This window comes from Streptomyces sp. NPDC002734 (genome assembly GCF_040295685.1).
Lineage (GTDB): Bacteria > Actinomycetota > Actinomycetes > Streptomycetales > Streptomycetaceae > Streptomyces.
The window spans coordinates 274,746-296,575 of the sequence record NZ_JBEOVU010000004.1; the positions used below are offsets into that span (position 1 = coordinate 274,746).

General features: G+C 73.7%; 19 protein-coding genes. 3 read left to right on the forward strand and 16 right to left on the reverse strand.

Going from position 1 to position 21,830, the window contains the following annotated elements; translation table 11 throughout:
• The first annotated feature begins 191 nt into the window (after positions 1-191).
• The gene (locus tag ABT026_RS06200; RefSeq protein WP_351112700.1) at positions 192-1,214 is read left to right on the forward strand and encodes a phosphatase PAP2 family protein; all 1,023 of its coding nucleotides are present in this window, start codon (positions 192-194) and stop codon (positions 1,212-1,214) included.
• A gap of 96 nt (positions 1,215-1,310) precedes the next feature.
• Here ABT026_RS06200 and ABT026_RS06205 read toward each other — a convergent pair whose 3' ends face one another.
• Together ABT026_RS06205 and ABT026_RS06210 are read right to left on the reverse strand one after the other, a co-directional pair.
• Entirely contained in the window at positions 1,311-1,526 is a 216-nt protein-coding gene (locus ABT026_RS06205; protein ID WP_351112702.1) for an I78 family peptidase inhibitor, read from the reverse strand.
• 290 nt (positions 1,527-1,816) lie between these two features.
• The gene (locus ABT026_RS06210; protein ID WP_351112781.1) at positions 1,817-2,419 is read right to left on the reverse strand and encodes a LysM peptidoglycan-binding domain-containing protein; all 603 of its coding nucleotides are present in this window, start codon (positions 2,417-2,419) and stop codon (positions 1,817-1,819) included.
• 363 nt (positions 2,420-2,782) lie between these two features.
• Between ABT026_RS06210 and ABT026_RS06215 the strand changes: the two genes are divergently transcribed.
• Both ABT026_RS06215 and ABT026_RS06220 read left to right on the forward strand, forming a co-directional pair.
• On the forward strand, positions 2,783-3,604 hold the full coding sequence (locus tag ABT026_RS06215; protein ID WP_351112704.1) for a DUF8842 C-terminal domain-containing protein: 822 nt from the start codon (positions 2,783-2,785) through the stop codon (positions 3,602-3,604).
• Between the two features lie 166 nt (positions 3,605-3,770).
• Positions 3,771-4,259: a hypothetical protein gene (locus tag ABT026_RS06220; RefSeq protein WP_351112706.1), complete on the forward strand. Its 489-nt coding sequence runs from the start codon at positions 3,771-3,773 to the stop codon at positions 4,257-4,259.
• Between the two features lie 89 nt (positions 4,260-4,348).
• On the opposite strand, the gene der is transcribed toward ABT026_RS06220, so the two are convergent.
• From der to pyrG, 14 genes are all read right to left on the reverse strand, one after another.
• Positions 4,349-5,824: a ribosome biogenesis GTPase Der gene (gene der / locus ABT026_RS06225; RefSeq protein ID WP_351112708.1), complete on the reverse strand. Its 1,476-nt coding sequence runs from the start codon at positions 5,822-5,824 to the stop codon at positions 4,349-4,351.
• A gap of 60 nt (positions 5,825-5,884) precedes the next feature.
• A complete protein-coding gene (locus ABT026_RS06230) occupies positions 5,885-6,622 on the reverse strand; it encodes a lysophospholipid acyltransferase family protein (RefSeq protein WP_502967905.1) in 738 nt (245 codons plus the stop codon).
• Complete coding sequence (gene cmk, locus ABT026_RS06235; RefSeq protein ID WP_351112713.1) at positions 6,580-7,272, reverse strand: (d)CMP kinase; 693 nt, start codon at positions 7,270-7,272, stop codon at positions 6,580-6,582. The genes ABT026_RS06230 and cmk overlap by 43 nt, the downstream gene beginning before the upstream one ends.
• Positions 7,273-7,427: 155 nt before the next feature.
• Positions 7,428-8,570, reverse strand: a complete 1,143-nt coding sequence (locus ABT026_RS06240) for a prephenate dehydrogenase (RefSeq protein ID WP_351112783.1) — start codon at positions 8,568-8,570, stop codon at positions 7,428-7,430.
• A gap of 537 nt (positions 8,571-9,107) precedes the next feature.
• Positions 9,108-10,151 carry an ADP-ribosylglycohydrolase family protein gene (locus ABT026_RS06245; RefSeq protein ID WP_351112716.1) on the reverse strand — a complete coding sequence of 348 codons (1,044 nt, stop codon included), beginning with the start codon at positions 10,149-10,151 and terminating at the stop codon, positions 9,108-9,110.
• A 75-nt stretch (positions 10,152-10,226) separates the two neighbouring features.
• Positions 10,227-11,282: a pseudouridine synthase gene (locus tag ABT026_RS06250; protein WP_351112718.1), complete on the reverse strand. Its 1,056-nt coding sequence runs from the start codon at positions 11,280-11,282 to the stop codon at positions 10,227-10,229.
• Positions 11,282-11,941, reverse strand: a complete 660-nt coding sequence (gene scpB, locus ABT026_RS06255) for an SMC-Scp complex subunit ScpB (RefSeq protein ID WP_351112720.1) — start codon at positions 11,939-11,941, stop codon at positions 11,282-11,284. The genes ABT026_RS06250 and scpB overlap by 1 nt, the downstream gene beginning before the upstream one ends.
• Positions 11,938-13,131 carry a segregation and condensation protein A gene (locus ABT026_RS06260; RefSeq protein ID WP_351112722.1) on the reverse strand — a complete coding sequence of 398 codons (1,194 nt, stop codon included), beginning with the start codon at positions 13,129-13,131 and terminating at the stop codon, positions 11,938-11,940. Before ABT026_RS06260 ends, scpB begins: the two co-directional genes overlap by 4 nt.
• 18 nt (positions 13,132-13,149) lie before the next feature.
• On the reverse strand, positions 13,150-13,710 hold the full coding sequence (locus tag ABT026_RS06265; RefSeq protein ID WP_351112724.1) for a hypothetical protein: 561 nt from the start codon (positions 13,708-13,710) through the stop codon (positions 13,150-13,152).
• Positions 13,695-14,864, reverse strand: coding sequence for a ParA family protein (locus ABT026_RS06270; protein WP_351112726.1), 1,170 nt, complete (start codon positions 14,862-14,864; stop codon positions 13,695-13,697). Before ABT026_RS06270 ends, ABT026_RS06265 begins: the two co-directional genes overlap by 16 nt.
• Positions 14,865-15,251: 387 nt before the next feature.
• Positions 15,252-16,364, reverse strand: coding sequence for an alanine dehydrogenase (gene ald / locus ABT026_RS06275; protein WP_351112785.1), 1,113 nt, complete (start codon positions 16,362-16,364; stop codon positions 15,252-15,254).
• A gap of 246 nt (positions 16,365-16,610) precedes the next feature.
• Positions 16,611-18,740, reverse strand: a complete 2,130-nt coding sequence (locus ABT026_RS06280) for a tetratricopeptide repeat protein (RefSeq protein WP_351112787.1) — start codon at positions 18,738-18,740, stop codon at positions 16,611-16,613.
• Positions 18,741-19,116: 376 nt separating this feature from the next.
• Complete coding sequence (locus tag ABT026_RS06285; RefSeq protein ID WP_351112728.1) at positions 19,117-19,752, reverse strand: NUDIX domain-containing protein; 636 nt, start codon at positions 19,750-19,752, stop codon at positions 19,117-19,119.
• Positions 19,753-19,925: 173 nt separating this feature from the next.
• Positions 19,926-21,605: a CTP synthase gene (pyrG, locus tag ABT026_RS06290; protein WP_351112730.1), complete on the reverse strand. Its 1,680-nt coding sequence runs from the start codon at positions 21,603-21,605 to the stop codon at positions 19,926-19,928.
• Between the last annotated feature and the right edge of the window lie 225 nt (positions 21,606-21,830).

Sequence of the window (21,830 nt, forward strand, 5' to 3'; positions counted from 1 at the left end):
CCGGGAAAGCAATTGCGAACCCCACCACTTTCCCCGGAATGAACACTCAATTCCCCTTGCGGTGAGCGGGAATCGTCGTGGTGGTGAATTCCCGGACAAGTGACCGCGTGAGAGCAAGCCCACATCACATGGTCATCACAAACACCTTGATCCGTTCGGGTCGCGCCCTCACTCGCTGTAACGTCGATTGGGTGCGTACCGAACGAAGCCTCACCCGTCTGGACCGGGTGTTCGCGCGTCTGGACCGGGAGCCCGAGCGGCCGGTCCAGCTCGGCATGCCCCGGATGAGCCGTCACCGGTACGCACTCGTCGTCGCCTGCCTGGCCGGGTACGCCGCCATCGTCTGGGCCGTGATCGCCACCTCGTGGCTGGTCCGCCTGGACTGGCAGGTCATGTTCTTCCGGCCCTACCAGCAGTGGCCCGAGATCCACGCCTGGCTCGACTACTACGTCGTCCTGGGCCAGCGCGGACCCACCGCGGTGATGGTGGCGGCCTGGCTGGGCTGGCGCTCCTGGCGCCAGCACACCCTGCGTCCGCTGATCACCCTCGCCATCTCGCTGCTGCTCCTGAACGTCACGGTCGGCGCCGCCAAGATCGGCATGGGCCGGCTGGGACCGCACTACGCCACGACCATAGGCTCCAACGAGATGTGGCTCGGCGGGGACATCTTCCCCAGCGGCCACACCGCGAACGCGGTGGTGACCTGGGGCATCCTCGCCTACCTGGCCTCCAGCCCGAGGGCCCGGCGCTGGCTGTCCGCGCTCTCCGCGGTGATGTCCCTGGGCGTCGGCCTGACCACCGTCTACCTCGGCACCCACTGGCTGAGCGACGTCCTCCTGGGCTGGGTGGCCGGCCTGCTGATCCTGCTGGCACTGCCTCTCTTCGAGCCCCTGGGCGCCCGCGCCGAGCGGTGGATCCTGAGCCTGCGGGACGCGGTGTGGACGCGGCTGGCCCGCCGCTTCGGCAAGGACCGGACCTCCTCCGTCCCGGTGACCGGCCCCTCCGGCGGCCTGACCACGCCGGTGCGCCGCACGGCCCTCACGGCCTCCGACGCGGGCCACGCGCACCGGGGCGCCTTCCTGCTGTCCTCCGGGCCGCACGGGGCGCGTCCCGAGCGGGGCCCGTCGACCGTGCCGGGAGGCGGCCGCCGCCCCTCGGCGCACACCGACGCCATGGGCCGCGCCAAGCCGTCCTCGGCCCGCCCGGTCGCCTGACCGGCCCCGCCCGCGCCTGCCCGCCCTTCCCGCGCCCGCACGGCGCCCCGGACGCCCAGGGCCCGCTCCACCGGCAGCGGGCCCCTGGGCGTCCCGTCAGCCCTTCCAGCAGCGGACCACCCGCCCCCCGTCGACCTCGAAGTTCAGCCGGCCCACGCGGTACTCCAGAGTGATGATCGCGCCCGGCGGCAGCGTGCGGACCGTCTGCCAGCCGCGCTCACGCGCCCGGCGTTCGGCCTCCTCGGCGTCCGTCCCGACGTAGGCGTCGGTGGAGTCCTGGGGCTCTTCGTCCGGAGTGGGATTCGATGCCATGACCGCCACGCTAGGCGGTGCCCGTCCCCCGGGAAAGCCCGGCGCGAAGATCGCCGGCAAAGCTCCCCTGTCACACTTCTGTCACGGATCACCCCTAGGCCACCGGCCCTGTCGCGTCACCCGTTCGAGCGATCCGCACGGGTATCGGGAACTGCGCCGATATCCTTTTCCGCACCTTTCGCAACGCCGCGGTCCGGGGCTCCCGGAATGGACGCGGACGACCGCCGGAATTCGCTCCGACGGCATTGCCGCGCCCGCCCGCGCGCGGGCGGAAATGGCCGGAAATCGGCTCAGGCATCTTCCAACGGCGGGCCGAACAGCTCGCCGGCCGCCGTGCGGGCGGCGCCCGCCGGAAGCCTCAGGAAGGTCCCCGCGATCAGGCGGGCGGGGTCCTCGCCGAGCAGTGAGCGGTTGAGCTTGTACAGGGTCCGCCAGCCCCCGGCGACCCGGTACTTCCTGGCCACCGACGCCAGCGTCTCGCCGCGCTTCACCACGTGCATCCGCCCCTCGAGCCCGTACCGCGCCGAGCAGACCGGCCAGGCGCCCCAGCCCTGCGAGGCGAGCACCTTCTCGGCGACCAGGATCTGCTGCCGCTTGGTGGCCAGGTCCGCCCGGGCGGCGTAGGCGCCGCCGCCGAAGGCCACCCAGGTGGAGTGCTTGAACTGCAGGCCGCCGTAGAAGCCGTTGCCCGTGTTGACGTGCCAGCGGCCGCTGCTCTCGCAGTCGGCCACGCACTCCCAGGGCCAGCGGTCGGGCGGACACGGCCGGGGGGCCCGGGCCGGCGGACCGGGCGCGGCCTCGGGGCCGGGGGACGGCGTGCAGGAGGCCAGGGAGGCCGCAAGGGCCAGGAGAGCCGCGGAGGCGGCCGTCCGGACGGTCCGCGACCGCCTCATGATCGACACACGGGGCACCGGCCAAGGCTAGGACGCACCCCACGGCCCGACCGTCCGCGCCGCGCCCGTTCCCACCGCGTCCACCCCTTCGGCCCACCTTCGCCCCCCCTTCGCCCCGCCTTCGGCGCATCTCGCCCGGCCTTCGGCACCCGTCATCCGACGCACCGCCCGGCTTCCGCCGGTGCCCGTCCGCTCACGGCGCGCGCCGCCCACGGGCCGCCCGGGCGCCGCGTCCGGTCCCGGATTCGGATTCCCGTTCGCCGTCGGCCGTTACCCCCGCCCCGCGCGGTCCGTTGTTCCCAGAGCGAGCCGGGATGTCCGGCCCGCTTCCGTCCACCCATGTCCTTCCCGAGGGAGCCACCCGTGCCGCGCATGCTCGATGTCAGCGACGACGTACGCGCCGAGATCGGTGACGAAGAGGCCGACCGGCTGCTTGCCGGAGACAACGCCCCCGGCAGTTACGACTGCACCTCCTGCCGCACCCCCGGCGACACCGGCCAGGAGCACACCAGCACCGTCCTGTTCGTCGGCGACGAGACCGCCGTGCTCGCCTTCGCGCACGCCGGCTGCCTGCCCTCCCAGGTGGTGCGGGTGACCGACGAGCAGCTTCAGGGCGCCGTCCGTCAGGCCGGGGGCGTGCCCGAGCAGGCGCCGGCCCCGTCGGCGGCCCCCGCGCCGGCGGTCGACGCCCGGGCCGCGCAGGCCGCGCCCGAGCAGGCCGTGCTGGGCGTGACCAGCGGGCTGGTACTGATCAACGGCGAACTGCACGCCGCGATCGTGGTCGAGCCCACCTCGGCCATCGCCCGCCCGGGCAACACCGGCCCGGGCGACGAGTTCCTGCCGCTGCTGACCGAGCAGGGCTTCCAGCCGGTGGCGGACCTCAACCAGGTCCCGCCGGTGCTGCACGGGTGGTCGGTGCTGCTCGCCATGGGGCAGCTGCACGCGGTGCTCCAGCCGGGCGTGGGCGGCGGCGCCCCGGTCGCCTGGTGGCAGGCGCACCGCCCGCTCCAGGCCACCGACGGCTGGCGCACGGCGGCCAACAAGAACCAGCAGGTGCTGATGTTCGCCGCCCCGGTCGGTTCGATCGGCCGTCAGCCGCGTGAGGACCTGCTGCGCGGCGCCCTGGACCGTGCGGCGTCCAACGGCGTCCTGGTGGGTGCCGCGCTCCCCCTGGCGGGCATCTGAGGCCTGGGGCGGCGGCCTCGTGCACCCGGGCGCGGCCCGCCCGGCGTGCGCGGAGCGCACGGGGCCCGGTCGCGCACGCGCTTGAGTGGAGCTTCACTCCCCCGGGTGACCTGCGAATTCCCCGTGTTGCCCGCATCCGTTGGGCTGCGGGGTCGTTTGTCGTTACGTGCACGCTTACGAGGTATCCCGACGTCAGCCCTTCCCGTCCATCCCCTCCGCCCGCCCGGCGCATGCCGCGTACAGCCCGTCGTCGACGCCGATCTACGACGCCCTGTACGCGGAGTACGTGAAGTCCTTCCGTACCCTGCCGGGCGACCGCAGCGGCGAGGAGCGCCTCGCCTTCGGCGGCCCGTGGCGGTACGGACACGGCAGCGGCGGCGGCTTCACGGGCGGTTATGCCTCCAGTGCCTACGCGGCGCGGCACGGCGCGGAGCCGCCGGCTCCCTCCCCCTGGCAGCGGGTCGGCAGGCTGGCTCCCGGCGGGGCGCGGCCCGACGCCGAGCAGGCGTCCCGCGCGCAGGAGGCGTCCGGGGCCTCCCAGGACGCCACGGGCTCCCCCGAGGTCTCCTGGCAGCCGGGGCCGCCCGGCGGGCCGTCGGGGCGGCACAAGGCCCCTCAGGCGGCCCTGCCCCCGGCCCCCCGCGCGGCCGAGTGAGCGCCCGGCGGGTCACCGCGGACGACCCGAAGGGCGGCTCCCCCTGAGGGGAGCCGCCCTTCGGGCGTGTTCAGGCGTGACTCACGCGGTCACTTCTTCTTGGTGCCGCGCTTCTCGCGGACCCGGACCGAGATGTGGATCGGGGTGCCCTCGAAGTCGAACTCCTCGCGCAGCCGGCGCTCGATGAACCGGCGGTAGCCGGCCTCGATGAAGCCGGAGGCGAAGAGCACGAACCGCGGCGGCTTGGTGCCGGCCTGGGTGCCGAAGAGGATGCGCGGCTGCTTGCCGCCCCGGACGGGGTGCGGGTGGGCGGCCACCAGCTCGCCGAGGAAGGCGTTGAGACGGCCGGTGGGCACCCGGGTCTCCCAGCCGGCCAGCGCGGTCTCGATGGCGGGGACCAGCTTCTCCATGTGGCGGCCGGTGCGGGCGGAGACGTTGACCCGCGGCGCCCAGGCGACCTGGCCGAGCTCGGTCTCGATCTCGCGTTCCAGGTAGTAGCGGCGCTCCTCGTCGAGGGTGTCCCACTTGTTGAAGGCGAGGACGACGGCGCGGCCGGCCTCGACCGCCATGGTGACGATCCGCTGGTCCTGCACGGAGATGGACTCGGAGGCGTCGATCAGGATGACCGCGACCTCGGCCTTCTCGACGGCGGCGGCGGTGCGCAGCGAGGCGTAGTAGTCGGCGCCCTGCTGGAGGTGGACGCGCTTGCGGATGCCCGCCGTGTCGACGAACTTCCAGGTCACGCCGCCCAGCTCGATCAGCTCGTCGACCGGGTCGCGGGTGGTGCCGGCCATCTCGTTGACGACGACGCGTTCCTCGCCCGCCACCTTGTTGAGCAGGGAGGACTTGCCGACGTTGGGGCGGCCGATCAGGGCGATGCGGCGCGGGCCGCCGATGGCGGTGCCGAAGGACTGCTCGGGGGCCTCGGGGAGGGCCTCGAGGACGGCGTCCAGCATGTCGCCGGTGCCGCGGCCGTGCAGCGCGGAGACGGGGTGGGGCTCGCCGAGGCCCAGGCTCCACAGGTAGGAGGCGTCGGCCTCGCCGCTGGGGCCGTCGACCTTGTTGGCGCACAGCACCACGGGCTTGCCGGCCTTGCGGAGCAGGCGGACCACGGCCTCGTCGGTGTCGGTGGCGCCGACCTTGGCGTCGACCACGAAGACCACCGCGTCGGCGGCCTCGATGGCGTACTCGGCCTGGGCGGCGACGGAGGCGTCGATGCCGAGGACGTCCTGCTCCCAGCCGCCGGTGTCGACGACCTTGAAGCGGCGCCCGGCCCATTCGGCCTCGTAGGTGACGCGGTCGCGGGTGACGCCGGGCTTGTCCTCGACGACGGCCTCGCGGCGGCCGATGATGCGGTTCACCAGGGTGGACTTGCCGACGTTGGGGCGGCCGACGACGGCGAGGACGGGGAGCGGGCCGTGTCCGGCCTCGCCGATCGCGCCCTCGACCTCCTCGGCGTCGAAGCCCTCCTCGGCGGCGAGCTCCATGAACGCCGCGTACTCGGCGTCGCCAAGCGCCCCGTGCTCGTGCTCGGCCGAGCCGTCGGGCTGGATCTGGTCGTTCATGAAGTCGGTACCTCGTTGCTCATCGAATGGTCGGTGGCTCGCCCGCGTGGGGCTGCGCCACTACTCAAGTGTGACCCGGCGTCCGGTCAGACGCCTGGCCTTTTCCAGGTGTGCGGCGAGCCGCTCCTGGATGCGGACGGTCGCCTCGTCGAGCGCCGCGCGGGTGCGCCGCCCCGAACCGTCGCCCGCGTCGAACGGGTCTCCGAAGACGACGTCGACGCGGTGGCGCAGCGGGGGCAGCCCGGGTATGAGGCGTCCGCGCTTCTCGGCGCTGCCCAGCACCGCGACGGGCACGACCGGGGCGCCGCTGCGGACCGCGAAGTAGGCGAGGCCGGCCCGCAGCGAGGCGAAGTCGCCCTCGCCGCGGGTGCCCTCGGGGAAGATGCCGAGCACGCCGCCGGCGGCCAGCACGCCCAGGGCGTCGGTGACCGCCTTGCGGTCGGTGCCGGAACGGTCGACCGGCACCTGCCCGATGCCGCGCAGGAAGGGGTCCAGCGGGCCGACGAACGCCTCCTTCTTGATGAGGAAGTGCGTCGGCCGCGGCGAGACGCCCATGATCATGGGGCCGTCGAGCAGGTGGCTGTGGTTGACGGCGAGGATGGCCGCCCCGGTGGGCGGAACCTTGCCGGCGCCCAGCACGCGCGGGCGCCACAGGCCGTTCATCAGGCCGACGCCGATGCGCCGGCCGACCTCGGCCCCGCGCGGCGAGGGCGCGGCGGACCCGGCGGCCCTGCCGCTCCTGCCGGTGGCTCCGCTCACTTGGCGGCTCGCTTCTCCTCGACCAGGGTGACGACGCACTCGATGACCTGGGCGAGCGTCAGCTCGGTGGTGTCCACCTCGACGGCGTCGTCGGCCTTGGCCAGCGGGGAGGTCTTGCGGCCGGAGTCGGCGGCGTCCCGCTTGAGCAGCGCCTCGCGGGTGGCGGCGACGTCGGAGCCCTTGATCTCGCCGCTGCGGCGGGCCGCGCGGGCCTCCGGGGAGGCGGTCAGGAAGATCTTGAGGTCGGCGTCGGGCAGCACGGTGGTGCCGATGTCGCGGCCCTCGACGACGATGCCCCGCTCGGCGGAGGCGGCGATGGAGCGCTGAAGCTCGGTGATCCGGGTGCGCACCTCGGGCACGGCCGAGACCGCCGACACCTGGGAGGTGACCTCCTGGGTGCGGATCGGGCCGGCCACGTCGGTGCCGTCGACGTGGATGGTCGGGTTCAGCGGGTCGGTGCCCGAGACGATCTCCGGCTTCGACGCGGCCGCGGCGATCGCGGCGGGGTCGGCGACGTCGATCTCGTTGGTCACCATCCACCAGGTGATCGCCCGGTACTGGGCGCCGGTGTCCAGGTAGCTGAGGCCGAGCTGGGCGGCGACGGCCTTGGACGTGCTCGACTTGCCCGTGCCGGAGGGGCCGTCGATGGCGACGATCACTGCCGGTGCGGTCCGGGCGGCGCTTTCCACGGTGGCGGACACCTTCCTGAGGCGGGGCTGTAGGGGCCGGGCGCGAGCGCGCCCCCGACAAGGTTACCGGCCGATCGGGCTCATCCTTACGGGTGACCTGCCCCGCGGCTCCGCCCGCCGCCTCCCACGTGGCTCCCGCGCGGCTGGGAACCGGCTCAGGAGCGGACGGCCCAGCCGCGCTCGCGGAGCGACTGGGTGAGCACGGAGGCGCCCTGCGGCTCCACCATCAGCTGCACGTGGCCCGCCTGCTGGCCGGTGGCGTGCTCGATCCGGACGTCCTCGATGTTGACGCCGGCCCGCTCCGCGTCGGCGAAGATCCGGGCGAGCTGGCCCGGCTGGTCGGTGATGAGGACCACCACGGACTCGTAGACGCGCGGCGCGCTGCCGTGCTTGCCGGGGACCCTGGTCTGTCCGGCGTTGCCGCGGCGCAGCAGGTCCTCGACCCCGCCCGCGCCGTCCTTGCGGGAGGTGTCGTCGTCGGACTCCAGGGCGCGCAGGGCGCGGACCGTCTCGTCGAGGTCGGCGGACAACTCGGCGAGCAGGTCGGCGACGGGGCCGGGGTTGGCGGAGAGGATGTCGATCCACATCCGGGGGTCGGACGCGGCGATCCGCGTCACGTCCCGGATGCCGCCGCCGCAGAGGCGCACGGCGGCCTCGTCGGCGTGCTCCAGGCGGGCGGCGACCATGCTGGACACCAGGTGCGGCATGTGCGATACGAGGGCGACGGCGCGGTCGTGGGCGTCCGCGTCCATCACGATCGGCACGGCGCGGCAGAACGAGACGAGCTCGAGGGCGAGGTTCAGCGCCTCGGTGTCGGTGTCGCGGGTGGGGGTCAGCACCCAGGGGCGGCCCTCGAAGAGGTCGCCGGTGGCGGCGAGGGGGCCGGACTTCTCCTTGCCGGACATCGGGTGCGTGCCGAGGTAGGCGGTGAGGTCCTGGCCGGTGCCCCGCAACAGCTCCTCCAGCTCGCGGCGGGGGCCGCCCTTGACGCTGGCCACGTCCAGGTAGGCGCGGCCCAGGCCGCGGGTCATGGCGTCGGCGACGGTGCGGGCGACGTGGGCGGGGGGCACGGCGACGATCACCACGTCGACGGGGCCCTCGGGGGCGGCGTCGGTGCCGGCGCCGAGGGAGGCGGCGGTGCGGGCGCGGTCGGGGTCGTGGTCGTCGAGGTGGACGGTGACGCCGCGGGAGGTCAGCGAGAGGGCCGCCGATGTTCCGATCAGGCCTGCGCCGATCACCAGGGCGGTCCTCACGGTGCTGCTCCTCGCGCTCTTCCGATTCCTACTCCGCCACCCTATCCATCCCCGGTGCCCCCGGCCCTCTCCGCCCGCTCCCCGAGACACCCCCCGACCGGGCCCCGCCCTGCGCGCCACGCCGCCCGCCCCCCGTGGCCGCACGGGCACGCCCGCCTGTCCGCCCGTGCCCGCGCGGCGCGCCCGCCTGTCCGCCACTCCCTGCGGGCGGCTGGGCCGCCCAGGGGGCGGCACGGGCGGGCGCAGGGCGGTGCCCCCGCGGGGAGCGGCTCGCTCCACGCCGCGCAGGCCGACGGCACCGTACGCACGGGACCCCGGCCGCGGCGCAAGCGGGGCCCTGCGGGCGGCACGGTTCCCCCACCCCGCCCCTTCCCGAAACCGGGGGTGCCCCCCCCCGGACCCCCACCCCCGCGGAACCGGGGGACCCGCAGGATGCCCGGCCGCGCGGCAGCGGGCCTCGCGCAGTTCCCCGCGCCCCTGACGGGGCGCTCCCCGCACCGCCCGGTGGCGCGGCACCGCCCGCGCCCGCGGAGGAGAAGCCCCCCCGCACCGCCTCGTGACAAGGCGGCGGCGAGGGAACCGTCACGCGTCCCAGAGGGCGCCGAGGGACAGCAGCTCCTCGCGGTACTCGATCCGCTCCGCCCAGGACACGGGCCACGCCCCGGCCCCCAGGTACGCCCCCGCGAACGCCCCCGCCAGGCACGCGATGGAGTCCGAGTCCCCCGCCGTGCACGCGGCCCGCCGCAGCGCGGTCAGGGGCTCGTCGGGGAAGAGGAGGAAGCACAGCAGGCCGGTCGCCATCGCCTCCTCCGCGATCCAGCCCTCCCCCGTGACCAGGCACGGGTCGGTCTCCGGCGAGACGGAGCCGACCGCCTCCCGCAGCCGGTCCAGGACGGCCAGGCAGTCGTCCCAGCCCCGCCGGACGAAGTGCTGGGGCGTGGGGTCCTGCGACCGCAGCCACAGGTCGCCCAGCCACCGCTCGTGGTAGACGTCCCGGTTGTCGAGCGCGTAGGACCGCAGCAGCCCCACCAGGGCGGTGGGGTCCGCGCCCTGGGCGAGCAGCCGGACCGCGTGGGCGGTGAGGTCGGAGGCGGCGAGCGCCGTCGGGTGGCCGTGGGTGAGGGCGGACTGGAGCTGCGCCGCGCCGGCCCGCTCCTCGTCGGTGAGCCCGGGGAGCAGCCCCACCGGCGCGACCCGCATGTTGGCCCCGCACCCCTTGGAGTGGATCTGGCTGGCGTCCTGCCAGGCCAGGCCCTCCGCCGCCAGCAGTTCGCAGGCGGTGATGCAGGTGTTCCCCGGGGCCCGGTTGTTCTCCGGGGAGCGGTTCCACGCGACGAACTCCTCGCGCACCGGCCGCTCCATCGCCTTCGGCCCGAGCCGCCCGTGCTCCGTGGCGGTGCGCAGTCCCCGGCCGAGGGCCAGCGTCATCTGGGTGTCGTCGGTGACGATCGCCGGCTCGGGCAGTTCCATCTCCCGCCACGGGCCGCACTTCTCGAGGATCCGCGGCACGCTGCTGAACTCGGTCGGGAAGCCGAGCGCGTCCCCCAGCGCCAGGCCGATCAGCGTTCCGGTGGCGGCGTTCTTGGTCGTGGCGTTCTTGGTCGTGGCGTGCGTGGTCGTGGTCATGAAGGAACCCCCTTATGCGTCACATTGACGATAAGAGGGTTCGCCTCACGGCACAAGGGACTTCTGAGGGACTTTCTAGAGGTCGACCTCACGCATCAGCATGCCGACCTCGGTGTTCGACAGCCGCCGCAGCCAGCCCGACTTCTGGTCGCCCAGGGTGATCGGGCCGAAGGCGGTGCGCACCAGGCTCTCCACCGGGAAGCCGGCCTCGGCCAGCATGCGCCGCACGATGTGCTTGCGGCCCTCGTGGAGGGTCACCTCGACCATGTAGTGCTTGCCGGTCTGCTCGACCACGCGGAAGTGGTCGGCGCGGGCGTACCCGTCCTCGAGCTGGATGCCGTCCTTGAGCTGCTTGCCCAGGTCGCGCGGGATCGGGCCGATGATGTGCGCGAGGTAGATCTTCTTCACGCCGTACTTCGGGTGGGTCAGCCGGTGGGCCAGCTCGCCGTGGTTGGTGAGCAGGATGACGCCCTCGGTCTCGGTGTCCAGACGGCCCACGTGGAAGAGCCGGGTGTCCCGGTTCGTGACGTAGTCGCCCAGGCACTGGCGGCCCTCGGGGTCCTCCATGGTGGAGACCACGCCGGCCGGCTTGTTCAGCGCGAAGAACTGGTAGGACTGCGTGGCCACGGTCAGACCGTCGACCTTGACCTCGTCCTTCTCCGGGTCGACCCGCTTGCCCTGCTCGAGGACGATCTCGCCGTTGACCTCGACGCGCGCCTGCTCGATCAGCTCCTCGCAGGCACGGCGGGAGCCGTAGCCGGCACGGGCCAGCACCTTCTGCAGGCGCTCGCCCTCCTGCTCGGCGCCGGGGAAGGTTTTGGGCAGCTTAACGTCCTTCTTGCCCGCGTACCGCTCCCGGTTGCGCTCCTCGATCCGCGCGTCGTACTCACGGGAGGTCGCGGGCTGGGTGCGTCCGCCGCGGCCGCCGCCCGACTTCGCGCCACGCGCGCCGGAGGCGCCGCCACGACCGGCCTTCGGGCCGTCCTTGGTCGCCCCGGGACCCACGTCGTAGCGGCGCTCCTCGGGGCGGGGCTTGCGGGGGCGGCCCTGCCCCTGCTTCTGGTCCCTGTCGTTGCCGGCGCCGCGGGAGTTCCCGCGCCCGCCGCTCTTGCCGCTGCCGCTGCTTCGCATCAAAATTCCGTCTGGTCGTCTGCGTCGTCTGCTCCCGGCGCATCGGGTGCGTCCGGGTCGAACGACGGAACCCCTTCCTGGCTCTCGGCCTCGATCGTCTCCGCCTCCGGGACGAAGGGCGCGAGCTCGGGGAGCTCGTCCAGACCGCGCAGGCCCATCCGCTCCAGGAAGTAGTTCGTCGTCCTGTACAGGATCGCACCTGTTTCGGGTTCCGTGCCCGCCTCCTCGACCAGACCCCTCTGGAGGAGGGTGCGCATGACGCCGTCGCAGTTCACTCCGCGCACCGCGGAGACCCGTGAGCGGCTGACCGGCTGCCGGTAGGCGACGACCGCCAGGGTCTCCAGGGCGGCCTGGGTGATGCGGGCGGTCCGCCCGTCCAGGACCAGCGCGTCCACGGCGGCGGAGTACTCGGGGCGGGTGTAGAACCGCCAGCCGCCGGCGACCTTGCGGAGCTCGAAGCCGCGGCCCTGCACCGCGTACTCGTCGGCCAGTTCGCGCAGGGCGTCGGCGACGGCCCGGCGGGGGCGCTGGAGCACCTTGGCGAGGTGTTCCTCGGCCGCGGGCTCGTCGACGACCATCAGCACGGCCTCCAGGGCGGGCTTGAGGTCGAGGCCCGCGACGGCGTCGTCCGGTGCGGGAGGGTGCTCGACGGCGCTCATGCGCGCTCCTCCTTCGTCATGCCGGTTCTCGTCGTGCCGGTTCTCTTCGTGCCGGTTCTCTTCGGGTCGGCCGTGGCCTCGGCGGCCGGGCGGTCGAACTCGTCGGTGACGACCGGGCGGGGGCCGTCCTCGGCGCCGGTCCAGCGGACCAGCAGCTCACCGAGGGCGGTCTCCTGTTCCAGGGCGACCGCCTTCTCCCGGTAGAGCTCCAGGAGGGCGAGGAAGCGGGCGACGACGGTGAGGGTGTCGTCCGTGTCCTCGACCAGGGTGCGGAAGGTGGCCTCGCCCAGCTCCCGCAGCCGGGTCAGCACGACGGCCGCCTGTTCGCGCACGCTCACCAGCGGGGCGTGGATGTGGTCGACGTACACCTGCGGCGGCGGCTTGGGCTGCATCGCCTTGACCGCGAGCCGGGCGAATCCCTCGGGGCCGATGCTGAGGACGACGTCGGGCAGCAGTTCGGCGTGGTGCGGCTCGAGGCCGACGGTGCGGGGGTGGCGGCGGGCCTCGTCCTCCAGACGCGCGCTGAAGATGTCCGCGATCTGCTTGTACGCGCGGTACTGGAGCAGCCGGGCGAAGAGCAGGTCGCGGGCCTCCAGGAGGGCGAGGTCGGCCTCGTCCTCCACCTCCGCGGCGGGCAGCAGCCGGGCCGCCTTGAGGTCGAGCAGGGTGGCCGCGACGACCAGGAACTCGGTGGTGCGGTCCAGGTCCCAGTCGTCGCCGCGGGCGCGGATGTGGGCCATGAACTCGTCGGTCACCTTGGACAGCGCCACTTCGGTGACGTCCAGCTTGTGCCGGGAGATCAGCTGCAGCAGGAGGTCGAAGGGCCCTTCGAAGTTCGTGAGCCGCACGGTGAACGTGTCCGGGTCCGCCGCGGGCCCGGTGTCCTCGGCCGCCGCCTCGGCGGCGGGCGGGGCGTCCGCGCGGGGGCGTGCCGGGACGGCGTCGGGCGCCGTCGGCGCGGGCGCCTCGGCCGGGAGCGACGGCGCTGCGCCGCCCTCTGCCTCGTCCTCCCGGTCGGGCGCGGACCCGTCCTGCGGCGGCGCGGTGGGGGCTTCGGCGACGCCCTGGGGCGGTGGGGCGGCGGCGGGCTCGGGGGTGTCGTCCGGGGCAGGCGCCGGGGTGGCCGGGGCCGGAGCGCGGCCGGGGCCGCGGCCGAGGGGGCGTCTGCGGGCGGGGACGTTCGAGGTCATGGCCGTGGCAGGCTACCTCTACCGCCCGCGCAGCCGCCGCACCAGGATGCTCGCGTCCCCCCGGGACTCCAGATCGGCCAGGACCACCGCGACCGCCTCGCGGACGATGCGCCCGCGGTCGACGGCCAGCCCGTGCTCGCCGCGCAGGACGAGACGGGCGTGCTCGAGGTCCATCAGTTCCTCGGCCGAGACGTACACCGTGATCTTCTCGTCGTGCCGTTCCCGCCCGCTGGGGCGGCGCGCGGGGCGCCCCCGGCGGCGCGGTGCGACCCCCGTGGCCGCAGCGGCGGCGCCGTCGGCGCCGCCCGCCCTGCTGTGCGTCTCGCCCGGCTCGCCGCCCGCGTCCGCGACGGCGTGCTCGGCGCCCTGCGCGTCACCGCCCTGCGCGGGTACCGAGGGCGGCAGGCCCTCGGCGCCGTCCCGCGTGACGGCGAGGTCGTCCTCGCCGGCCGGGGACGGCACCCGCGGCTCCGGCCGTTCGGCGGTGGCCTGGCGGCGCGGTGAGGAGGACTGGAGGCCGGAGCCCCCGGTGGTGCGGAACAGCTCGTCGGCTCCGGGCAGACTCACTCGGCGTGACACCGGGCGAGCACCTCCCTGGCGAGCTGGCGGTAGGCGGCGGCGCCGACGGAGTTGGACGCGTAGGTGGTGATCGGCTCGCCGGCCACCGTGGTCTCCGGGAACCGGACGGTCCGCCCGATCACCGTGTGGTACACGTGGTCGTCGAACGCCTCGACCACCCGCGCGAGCACCTCACGGCTGTGCACCGTGCGGGAGTCGTACATGGTGGCGAGGATGCCGTCGAGCTCGAGCTCCGGGTTGAGCCGCTCCTGGACCTTCTCGATGGTCTCGGTCAGCAGCGCCACACCGCGCAGCGCGAAGAACTCGCACTCCAGCGGCACGATCACCTTGTGCGCCGCCGTCAGGGCGTTGACCGTCAGCAGACCCAGCGAGGGCTGGCAGTCGATCACGATGTAGTCGTACTCCGACATCAGCGGCTTCAGGGCGCGCTGGAGCGTCGACTCGCGGGCGACCTCGGAGACCAGCTGGACCTCGGCCGCGGACAGGTCGATGTTGCTCGGCAGCAGGTCCATGTTGGGGACCGCCGTCTTGAGCAGCACGTCGTCCGCCGCCATGCCCCGCTCCATGAGCAGGTTGTAGACGGTGAGGTCGAGCTCCATCGGGTTGACGCCCAGACCGACCGAGAGGGCGCCCTGCGGGTCGAAGTCGACCAGCAGGACCCGCCGGCCGTACTCGGCCAGCGCCGCGCCCAGGTTGATGGTGGACGTCGTCTTGCCGACGCCGCCCTTCTGGTTGCACATCGCGATGATCTTCGCCGGGCCGTGGTCGGTCAGCGGCCCGGGGATCGGGAAGTACGGCAGGGGACGCCCGGTCGGGCCGATGCGCTCGCGGCGCTGACGCGCGGCGTCGGGCGCGAGGGTGGCCGCGTACTCGGGGTCGGGCTCGTATTCGGCGTCGGGGTCGTAGAAGTGACCGTCGGGCAGTTCGTCGTATTCGGCGAAGTGGGGCGCGCCACTTGCGTCGCCGGTCCTGGCGTTCACGTGATGGGCATCCATGCTCTGGTGTGCTGTCGGAGCCAGTTGGGGGTCCTGGCTCTGGTGGACTGCGGAGGTACGGACCGCGACGGAGCCGACAGCCTCGATTCCGGCGGGTCCGGTGCCCGGCGCAGGCGTTCCTGGTTGACCACCCCCGGGAGTAAATGTCGACTCATTCACAAGTCGTCTTACCTCCTTGGTGACCAGGAAACTTCTAGACAGGTCAGCGTGGCACCATGCCGACGATGGGCGACTCTATGGCGTGTCGGCCGTTCGCAGCAACACAATCCGCCGGACCCGGCCTCCCGTGTCCTTGTCGGACATGCCTGTTGTCAAGGGCGTACGCGCGTCGCACGGTGCGATTCACCCGGGCGCACAACGACCGAAATCCGACGTCGAGTTGACTGTCCGGGCGGCTCACCTGCCGGTCAACCGCCCATGGAGACGCCGCCGGCCGGACCTTGGGGTCCAAGGTCCGGCCGGTTTCGCGGTGTTGACCCGCCGGTTGACGGGGCGGTGACTGTCTCGTCTTGTCGGAATGTCGACTCGCCCGCGTTTACGGACGGTTCAGCCGAGCACGCTCTCCAGAGCGACGTGCTGCATGCCGTGCGCCTCGGCGACCTCGCGGTACACGACCTGACCGTCGTGGACGTTGAGGCCCTTGGCGAGCGCCGCGTCGCGGCGCAGCGCCTCGACCCAGCCGCGGTTGGCGAGCTGGACGACGTAGGGCAGCGTCGCGTTGGTCAGCGCGTAGGTGGAGGTGTTCGGCACCGCACCCGGCATGTTGGCGACGCAGTAGAACACCGAGTTGTGCACCGCGAAGGTCGGCTCGGCGTGCGTGGTGGGACGGGAGTCCTCGAAGCAGCCGCCCTGGTCGATGGCGATGTCGACAAGGACACTTCCGGGCTTCATGCGCGAGACCAGCTCGTTGGTGACGAGCTTGGGGGCCTTGGCGCCGGGGATCAGCACCGCGCCGACGACCAGGTCGGCCTCGACCAGCGCCTTCTCGATCTCGAAGGAGTTGGAGACGACGGTCTGCACCTTGGTGCCGAAGACCTTGTCCGCCTCGCGCAGCTTGTTGATGTTCAGGTCGAGCAGCGTGACCTGGAAGCCCATGCCGACGGCGATCTGGGTGGCGTTCCAGCCGGAGACGCCGCCGCCGAGCACGACGGCCTTGGCGGGGGCGACGCCGGGGACGCCACCGGGCAGCACGCCCCGGCCGCCGTTGGCGCGCATCAGCTGGTAGGCGCCGACCTGCGGGGCGAGCCGGCCGGCCACCTCGGACATCGGGGCGAGCAGCGGCAGGGTGCGGTCGACCTCGACGGTCTCGTAGGCGATGGCCGTGGTGCCGGAGGCGATCAGCGCCTCGGTGCCCGGGCGGTCGGCGGCGAGGTGCAGGTAGGTGAAGAGGACCTGGTCCTTGCGGAGGCGGTGGTACTCCTCGGCGATGGGCTCCTTGACCTTGAGGATCATGTCGGCCGCGGCCCACACCTCGTCGGCGGTCTCCAGGATCCGGGCGCCGGCGGCGACGTACTCCTCGTCGGTGATCGACGAGCCGAGGCCGGCGTTCCGCTCGACGACGACCTCGTGGCCGTTGCGCACCAGCTCGTGGACACCCGGCGGGGTGATGGCCACGCGGAACTCGTTGTTCTTGACCTCGCGGGGGATGCCGACCTTCACGTCGATCACGGTCCTTGCAATCGGGGGCATGGGGAGCACACGCGGCGGCGGGGTGCTGCCGGGGCATGCACGGATATACCGGTCACATGTGAGCACACCGGGATACACGCCGGAGAACGGCGACATCGCCAGTCTAATGAAGGATTTCCCTCTGTCTAGCCTTGTAAAGCCAGCGTTACCCGAGGGATACGCCACTGATTTCGTAGGGGCCGGGAGACGATCCGGGACGACCCGTGCGCTACCGGGTCAGCGGGGCCCGTCGGAGAGGTCGTCGGACGGCAGGCGCTCCGCGCTCTGCCGGTGCAGCCGGGCGGCGGACGGGTCCCCCAGGCGCTCCAGGACGTCGGCCAGCCTCAGGTGCAGCCCGGCCTCCAGCCGCCCGTCCTCGGCGCGGCGGGTCCAGGTGATCGCCTCCCGGTAGGTGCGAAGGGACTCCTCGAAGCGCCCGGCGTGCTCCTGGGCGTGCGCCAGCTCCCCCAGGGCGCGCGCGCAGGCCGTCAGGTCGCCGCCGCGCCGGTGCTCGGTGACGGCGGCCCGCCGGTGGCGCAGCGCCTCCTCGTGCCGGCCGGCGAGGGCGTGGGCGGTGGCGATGCGGCCGTAGAGCCGGGCCGCCTCGGCGCGCTGGTCGCGGGCGAGGCGTTCGGCGAGGGCGCGGCCGTACCAGTCGGCGGCCCGGTCGAGGTCGCCGAGTTCCTGGTGGGCGGCGCCGATCGACTCCATGGCCCGGCCGACGGCGTACGGGTCCTGGGCCTGGCGCCCGGCGTCCAGGGCGGCCCGGTAGCGGGTCAGCGCCTCGGCCGCGCGTCCGGTGCGGGCGTCCAGGTCGGCGAGGTTGAGCAGGGCCGCGGCCTTCTCGCGGGCGAGTCCGCGCCGGCCGGCGACGTCCAGCATCAGCTGGTGGAGCGCGTACAGGTCGGCTGCCGCGCCGTCGCCGCCGACGTGCGCGACCAGGGCGCGCACCAGCTGGGACATCAGGCGGCGGGCCAGGGTGTCCAGCTCCCCGTCGTCGGCGGCCGTCCTGGCGGCGGCCAGGAGCAGGTCACGGCGTTCGGTGAGCCAGGCGGCGGCCTCCTGGGGGCCGGGGAAGCGCAGCGCCCGCGGCAGCGCCTGCTGCCGGACGCGGGCGCCCTCGTCGGTCCCGGTGGCGACGCGGCAGGCGTGCAGCAGCCGGACCGTGCGCTCCAGTGTGCGGGCGCGGGCCAGTCGCAGCTCCGCGGGACGGTCCAGGCGCCCGGCGAGCGCGGCGAGCAGGGGATGCAGGCAGCCGGGGACCTCGTAGAGCAGGCCGGCGGCGGGCACCTGCCGCAGCAGTGCGAGGCGGTGGAACCTGTCCAGGGTCTCCGTCGCGGTCTGCGGGGAGCAGCCGGCCAGGGCGGAGGCGGTGTGCGGGTCGACCACCCCGGCGGGGGCGAGGGACAGCAGCCGCAGCATCCGCGCGGCGGCCGCGGGGAGACCGTCGTGGACCAGTCCGAGCATGCGCTCCAGCGGGCCGGCCGCCGGGTCGGCGCGCAGCTGGGCCACCAGATCGGCGACGGCGACCTTGGGGCGGTCGGCCAGCCAGCCGCCCGCGAGCAGCAGGGTGGCGGGCTCGCCGTGGCACTCCTCGGCCAGTTGCTGCGTGGAGCACGGGTCGACGGTGACCCGGACCTCCCCGATCCGGCGGGTGAGCAGGTCGACGGCGGAGCGGGTGTCCAGTCCGCCGACGACGCAGGGCCGCACGTCGGGGATCCCGGTGAGCGGTCCGCGGGCGACGGCGACCACCAGGCAGTCCGGGGAGTCGGGGACCAGCTCGTCGACCTGCTCCGCGTCCGCGGCGTCGTCCAGGAGCAGCAGTACCCTCCGCCCGGCCAGCGCCTGCCGCAGCGCGGCGGTCACCTCGTCGTCCTCCGCCCCGGGCGCGACGGCCGCGGCCGCGGACCGTGATCCGGACGCTTCCCCCGCGAGCGCGTGGTCGGCGGGCGCGGCATCGGCGGGCGCCGTGTACGCGGGCGGCACGGCATCGGTGTACGCGGCGTCGGCGGGCGCCTGGTCGGCGGGCGCGGGCCTCACGGCCGCGGCGGGGGCGGGCACGGCCGCCGGGGCCGGCAGCGCTTCGAGGAGGCGGCGGGCGGCCTGGCCCGCGGGGACGGGGCGGCCGCCGGGTTCGGTGAGCCGGGCCCGCAGGACCCCGTCGGGGTAGCGGTCGGCGATCCGGCGGACCAGTTCCTCGGCGAGGTCGCTGCGGCCGGAGCCGGGGCGGCCCGCGACGAGCAGGACGCGGGCGCGCGGGGCCTTGCGGCCGGCGATGGTGTTGAGGCCCGCCCGTTCGATGTCCGACAGCAGTTCCTTGAGCTCACGGGAGCGCCCCACGAAGCCCGAGGCGGGCGCGGGGCGCACCTGCCGCTGCGTCCGGCCGGGCGGGGTGCGCGGCGCCGGGGCGGGGGCCGGTGGCGGCGCGGACGGCTCTCCGGAGGGCCGTCGTGCCGTGTCCGTCGACGCCTGGCTGCCGGTGTCCACCGCCTGGTCGGTCACGGGCCACACTCCCGTCATGCACGCGCGCCACCCCGTCTGCGGGGCCTTGCACGAGCGTAGTTCACACCGGGGCGGCGCAACGGGGGACCACACGCGCCCGGTCCCCCGACCGGACGCGGGGCGCGGCCCGTTCGTCCGAACCGGCGGCGCCCCGCGCGGGATGTCCTGCTCCTGCCCGAAGGGCCTACGCCCCGCTTGAGGGGGCCTGCCCTGCCCGAAGGGCCAACGCCCCTCGAAGGGCCTACGCCTCGAACGGCCGGGCGGGCCACGGCGCCTCGGCGGGCCGCAGCGCCTCCAGCCCGTCGCCGGCGCGCGCCGCGACCAGCGACAGCACACCGACCACCAGGCAGTTGTTGTGCAGCTCCCCCGCCAGCACGCCGCGCACCAGGTCCGCGACCGGGACGCGGGCGAGCTCCATGTCGGACTCCTCGTCCTCGACCTCGAAGCGGTCGCCCTCGGCGTCGGAGAGCCCGCGCGCCAGGAAGATCCGCACCGCCTCGTCGCAGCCGCCGGGGGTGGTGTAGACGTCGGCGAGGACCCGCCAGTCCTCGGCCTTGACGTGCGCCTCCTCGTACAGCTCGCGCTGGGCGGCGTGCAGCGGGTTCTCACCGGGCACGTCCAGCAGGCCGGCCGGGATCTCCCACAGCTTCTGGCGCACCGGGTGCCGGTACTGGCGCAGCACCACCGCGCGGTCCTGCTCGTCCAGCGCCAGCACGGCCACCGAGCCGGGGTGCACCTGGTAGTCGCGGCCGACGACCGCGCCGCCGGGCATCACCACCTCGTCGGTCCGCACGGAGGTCTTCTTGCCCGTGAACGGGGTGCTCGACGAGCGGATCTCCCACTCCTCCGGGGTGTCCTTGATCACCTGGTCGGTCATCGGGCCAGTCCTCTCCACCATCACTCACCACTACTCGACACCGGGGAAACAGCGCGCGAAAACGCCGAAGCCGGGGCACGCGCCCTCGAAAGGCGCGTACCCCGGCCACCGTATCGTCACCCGATCGCCGCAACGATCACCACGGGCACCGGTCGCGGCGTGGGAACACGTGCTCAGCCGGCGTAGGCGCCGGTCCCCTGCTGACGGTCGACCGCGGCCTTCACCAGACCGGCGAACAGCGGGTGCGGGCGGGTCGGGCGGGAGCGCAGCTCCGGGTGGGCCTGGGTGGCCACCAGGTAGGGGTGCACCTCGCGCGGGTACTCCACGTACTCGACGAGCTTGCCGTCCGGGGAGGTGCCGGAGAAGAGGATGCCCGCCTTCTTCTCGAGCTCCGCGCGGTAGGCGTTGTTCACCTCGTAGCGGTGACGGTGGCGCTCCTCGACGTACTCCTTCTCGTCGTACACCTCGCGCACGACGGAGCCCTCGGCCAGCTTGGCCGGGTACATGCCCAGGCGCATGGTGCCGCCCATGTCGCCCTCGCCGGAGACGATGTCCATCTGCTCGGCCATGGTGGAGATCACCGGGTGGGCGGTCGCCGGGTCGAACTCGGTGGAGTTGGCGTCGGGGATGCCGGCCAGGTTGCGGGCCGCCTCGATCACGATGCACTGAAGGCCCAGGCAGAGGCCGAGCAGCGGGATGCGGTTCTCGCGGGCGTACTGGATGGCGCCGACCTTGCCGGAGACGCCGCGGTCGCCGAAGCCGCCGGGGATGCAGATGCCGTCGACGTCGCCGAGCTGCTCGGCGGCGCCGGCCGGGGTCCGGCAGTCGTCGGAGGTGACCCACTTGATCTTGACGCGGGCCTTGTTGGCGAAACCGCCGGCGCGCAGCGCCTCGGTCACCGACAGGTAGGCGTCGGGCAGGTCGATGTACTTGCCGACGAGCGCCAGGGTGATCTCGTGGTCGGGGTTGTGGACGCGGTCCAGCAGGTCGTCCCAGGTGGTCCAGTCGACGTCGCGGAACGGCAGGTCGAGCCGGCGCACCGCGTAGGCGTCCAGGCCCTCGCCGTGGATCGTCTTCGGGATGTCGTAGATGGACCGGGCGTCCGGGCAGGCCACCACGGCGTCCTCGTCGACGTCGCACATCAGCGAGATCTTGCGCTTGATGGCGGTGGGGACCTCGCGGTCGCAGCGCAGCACGATGGCGTCCGGCTGCACGCCGATGTTGCGCAGCGCGGCCACCGAGTGCTGGGTCGGCTTGGTCTTCAGCTCGCCGGAGGGGCCGATGTACGGCAGCAGGGAGATGTGCACCACGAACACGTTGTCGCGGCCGACCTCGTGGCGGACCTGGCGGACCGTCTCCAGGAAGGGCAGCGACTCGATGTCGCCGACCGTGCCGCCCACCTCGGTGATCACGACGTCGACCTCGTCCGTCGCCATGCGGCGGATGCGGTGCCGGATCTCGTTGGTGATGTGCGGGATGACCTGGACGGTGTCGCCCAGGTACTCGCCCCGGCGCTCCTTGGCGATGACCGTCGAGTAGACCTGGCCGGTGGTGACGTTGGCCGAGCCGTCGAGGTCGCGGTCGAGGAAGCGCTCGTAGTGGCCGATGTCCAGGTCGGTCTCGGCGCCGTCGTTGGTGACGAACACCTCACCGTGCTGGAAGGGGTTCATCGTGCCCGGGTCGACGTTCAGGTAGGGGTCCAGCTTCTGCATGACGACACGCAGACCGCGGGCCTTCAGCAGCATGCCGAGGCTCGACGCCGTCAGGCCCTTCCCGAGCGAGGAGGCGACACCCCCGGTGACGAAGATGTGCTTGGTCGTCGTGGCGTTGCTGTTTCGAAAAGCAGCGGGCATGGCCAAAGGGGGGCTCCCGTGGTGGCGGTGTCTGGGGTTGCGGAGCGGCTTGCCGACCCGGTTTCGCCGGGGGGGCCGTCGCTGCGGTGCCGGGGTTTTTCTCCCACCGGTCCACGGGCTACCAGGGTATCAGCGCGCGGGACCAAAGGCGTCCGCGCACCTGGGCCACCGCCGTGACCTGCGGCTTCCCGGCGTCACCGGCCGCCCACCCGTTCGGATCACTCT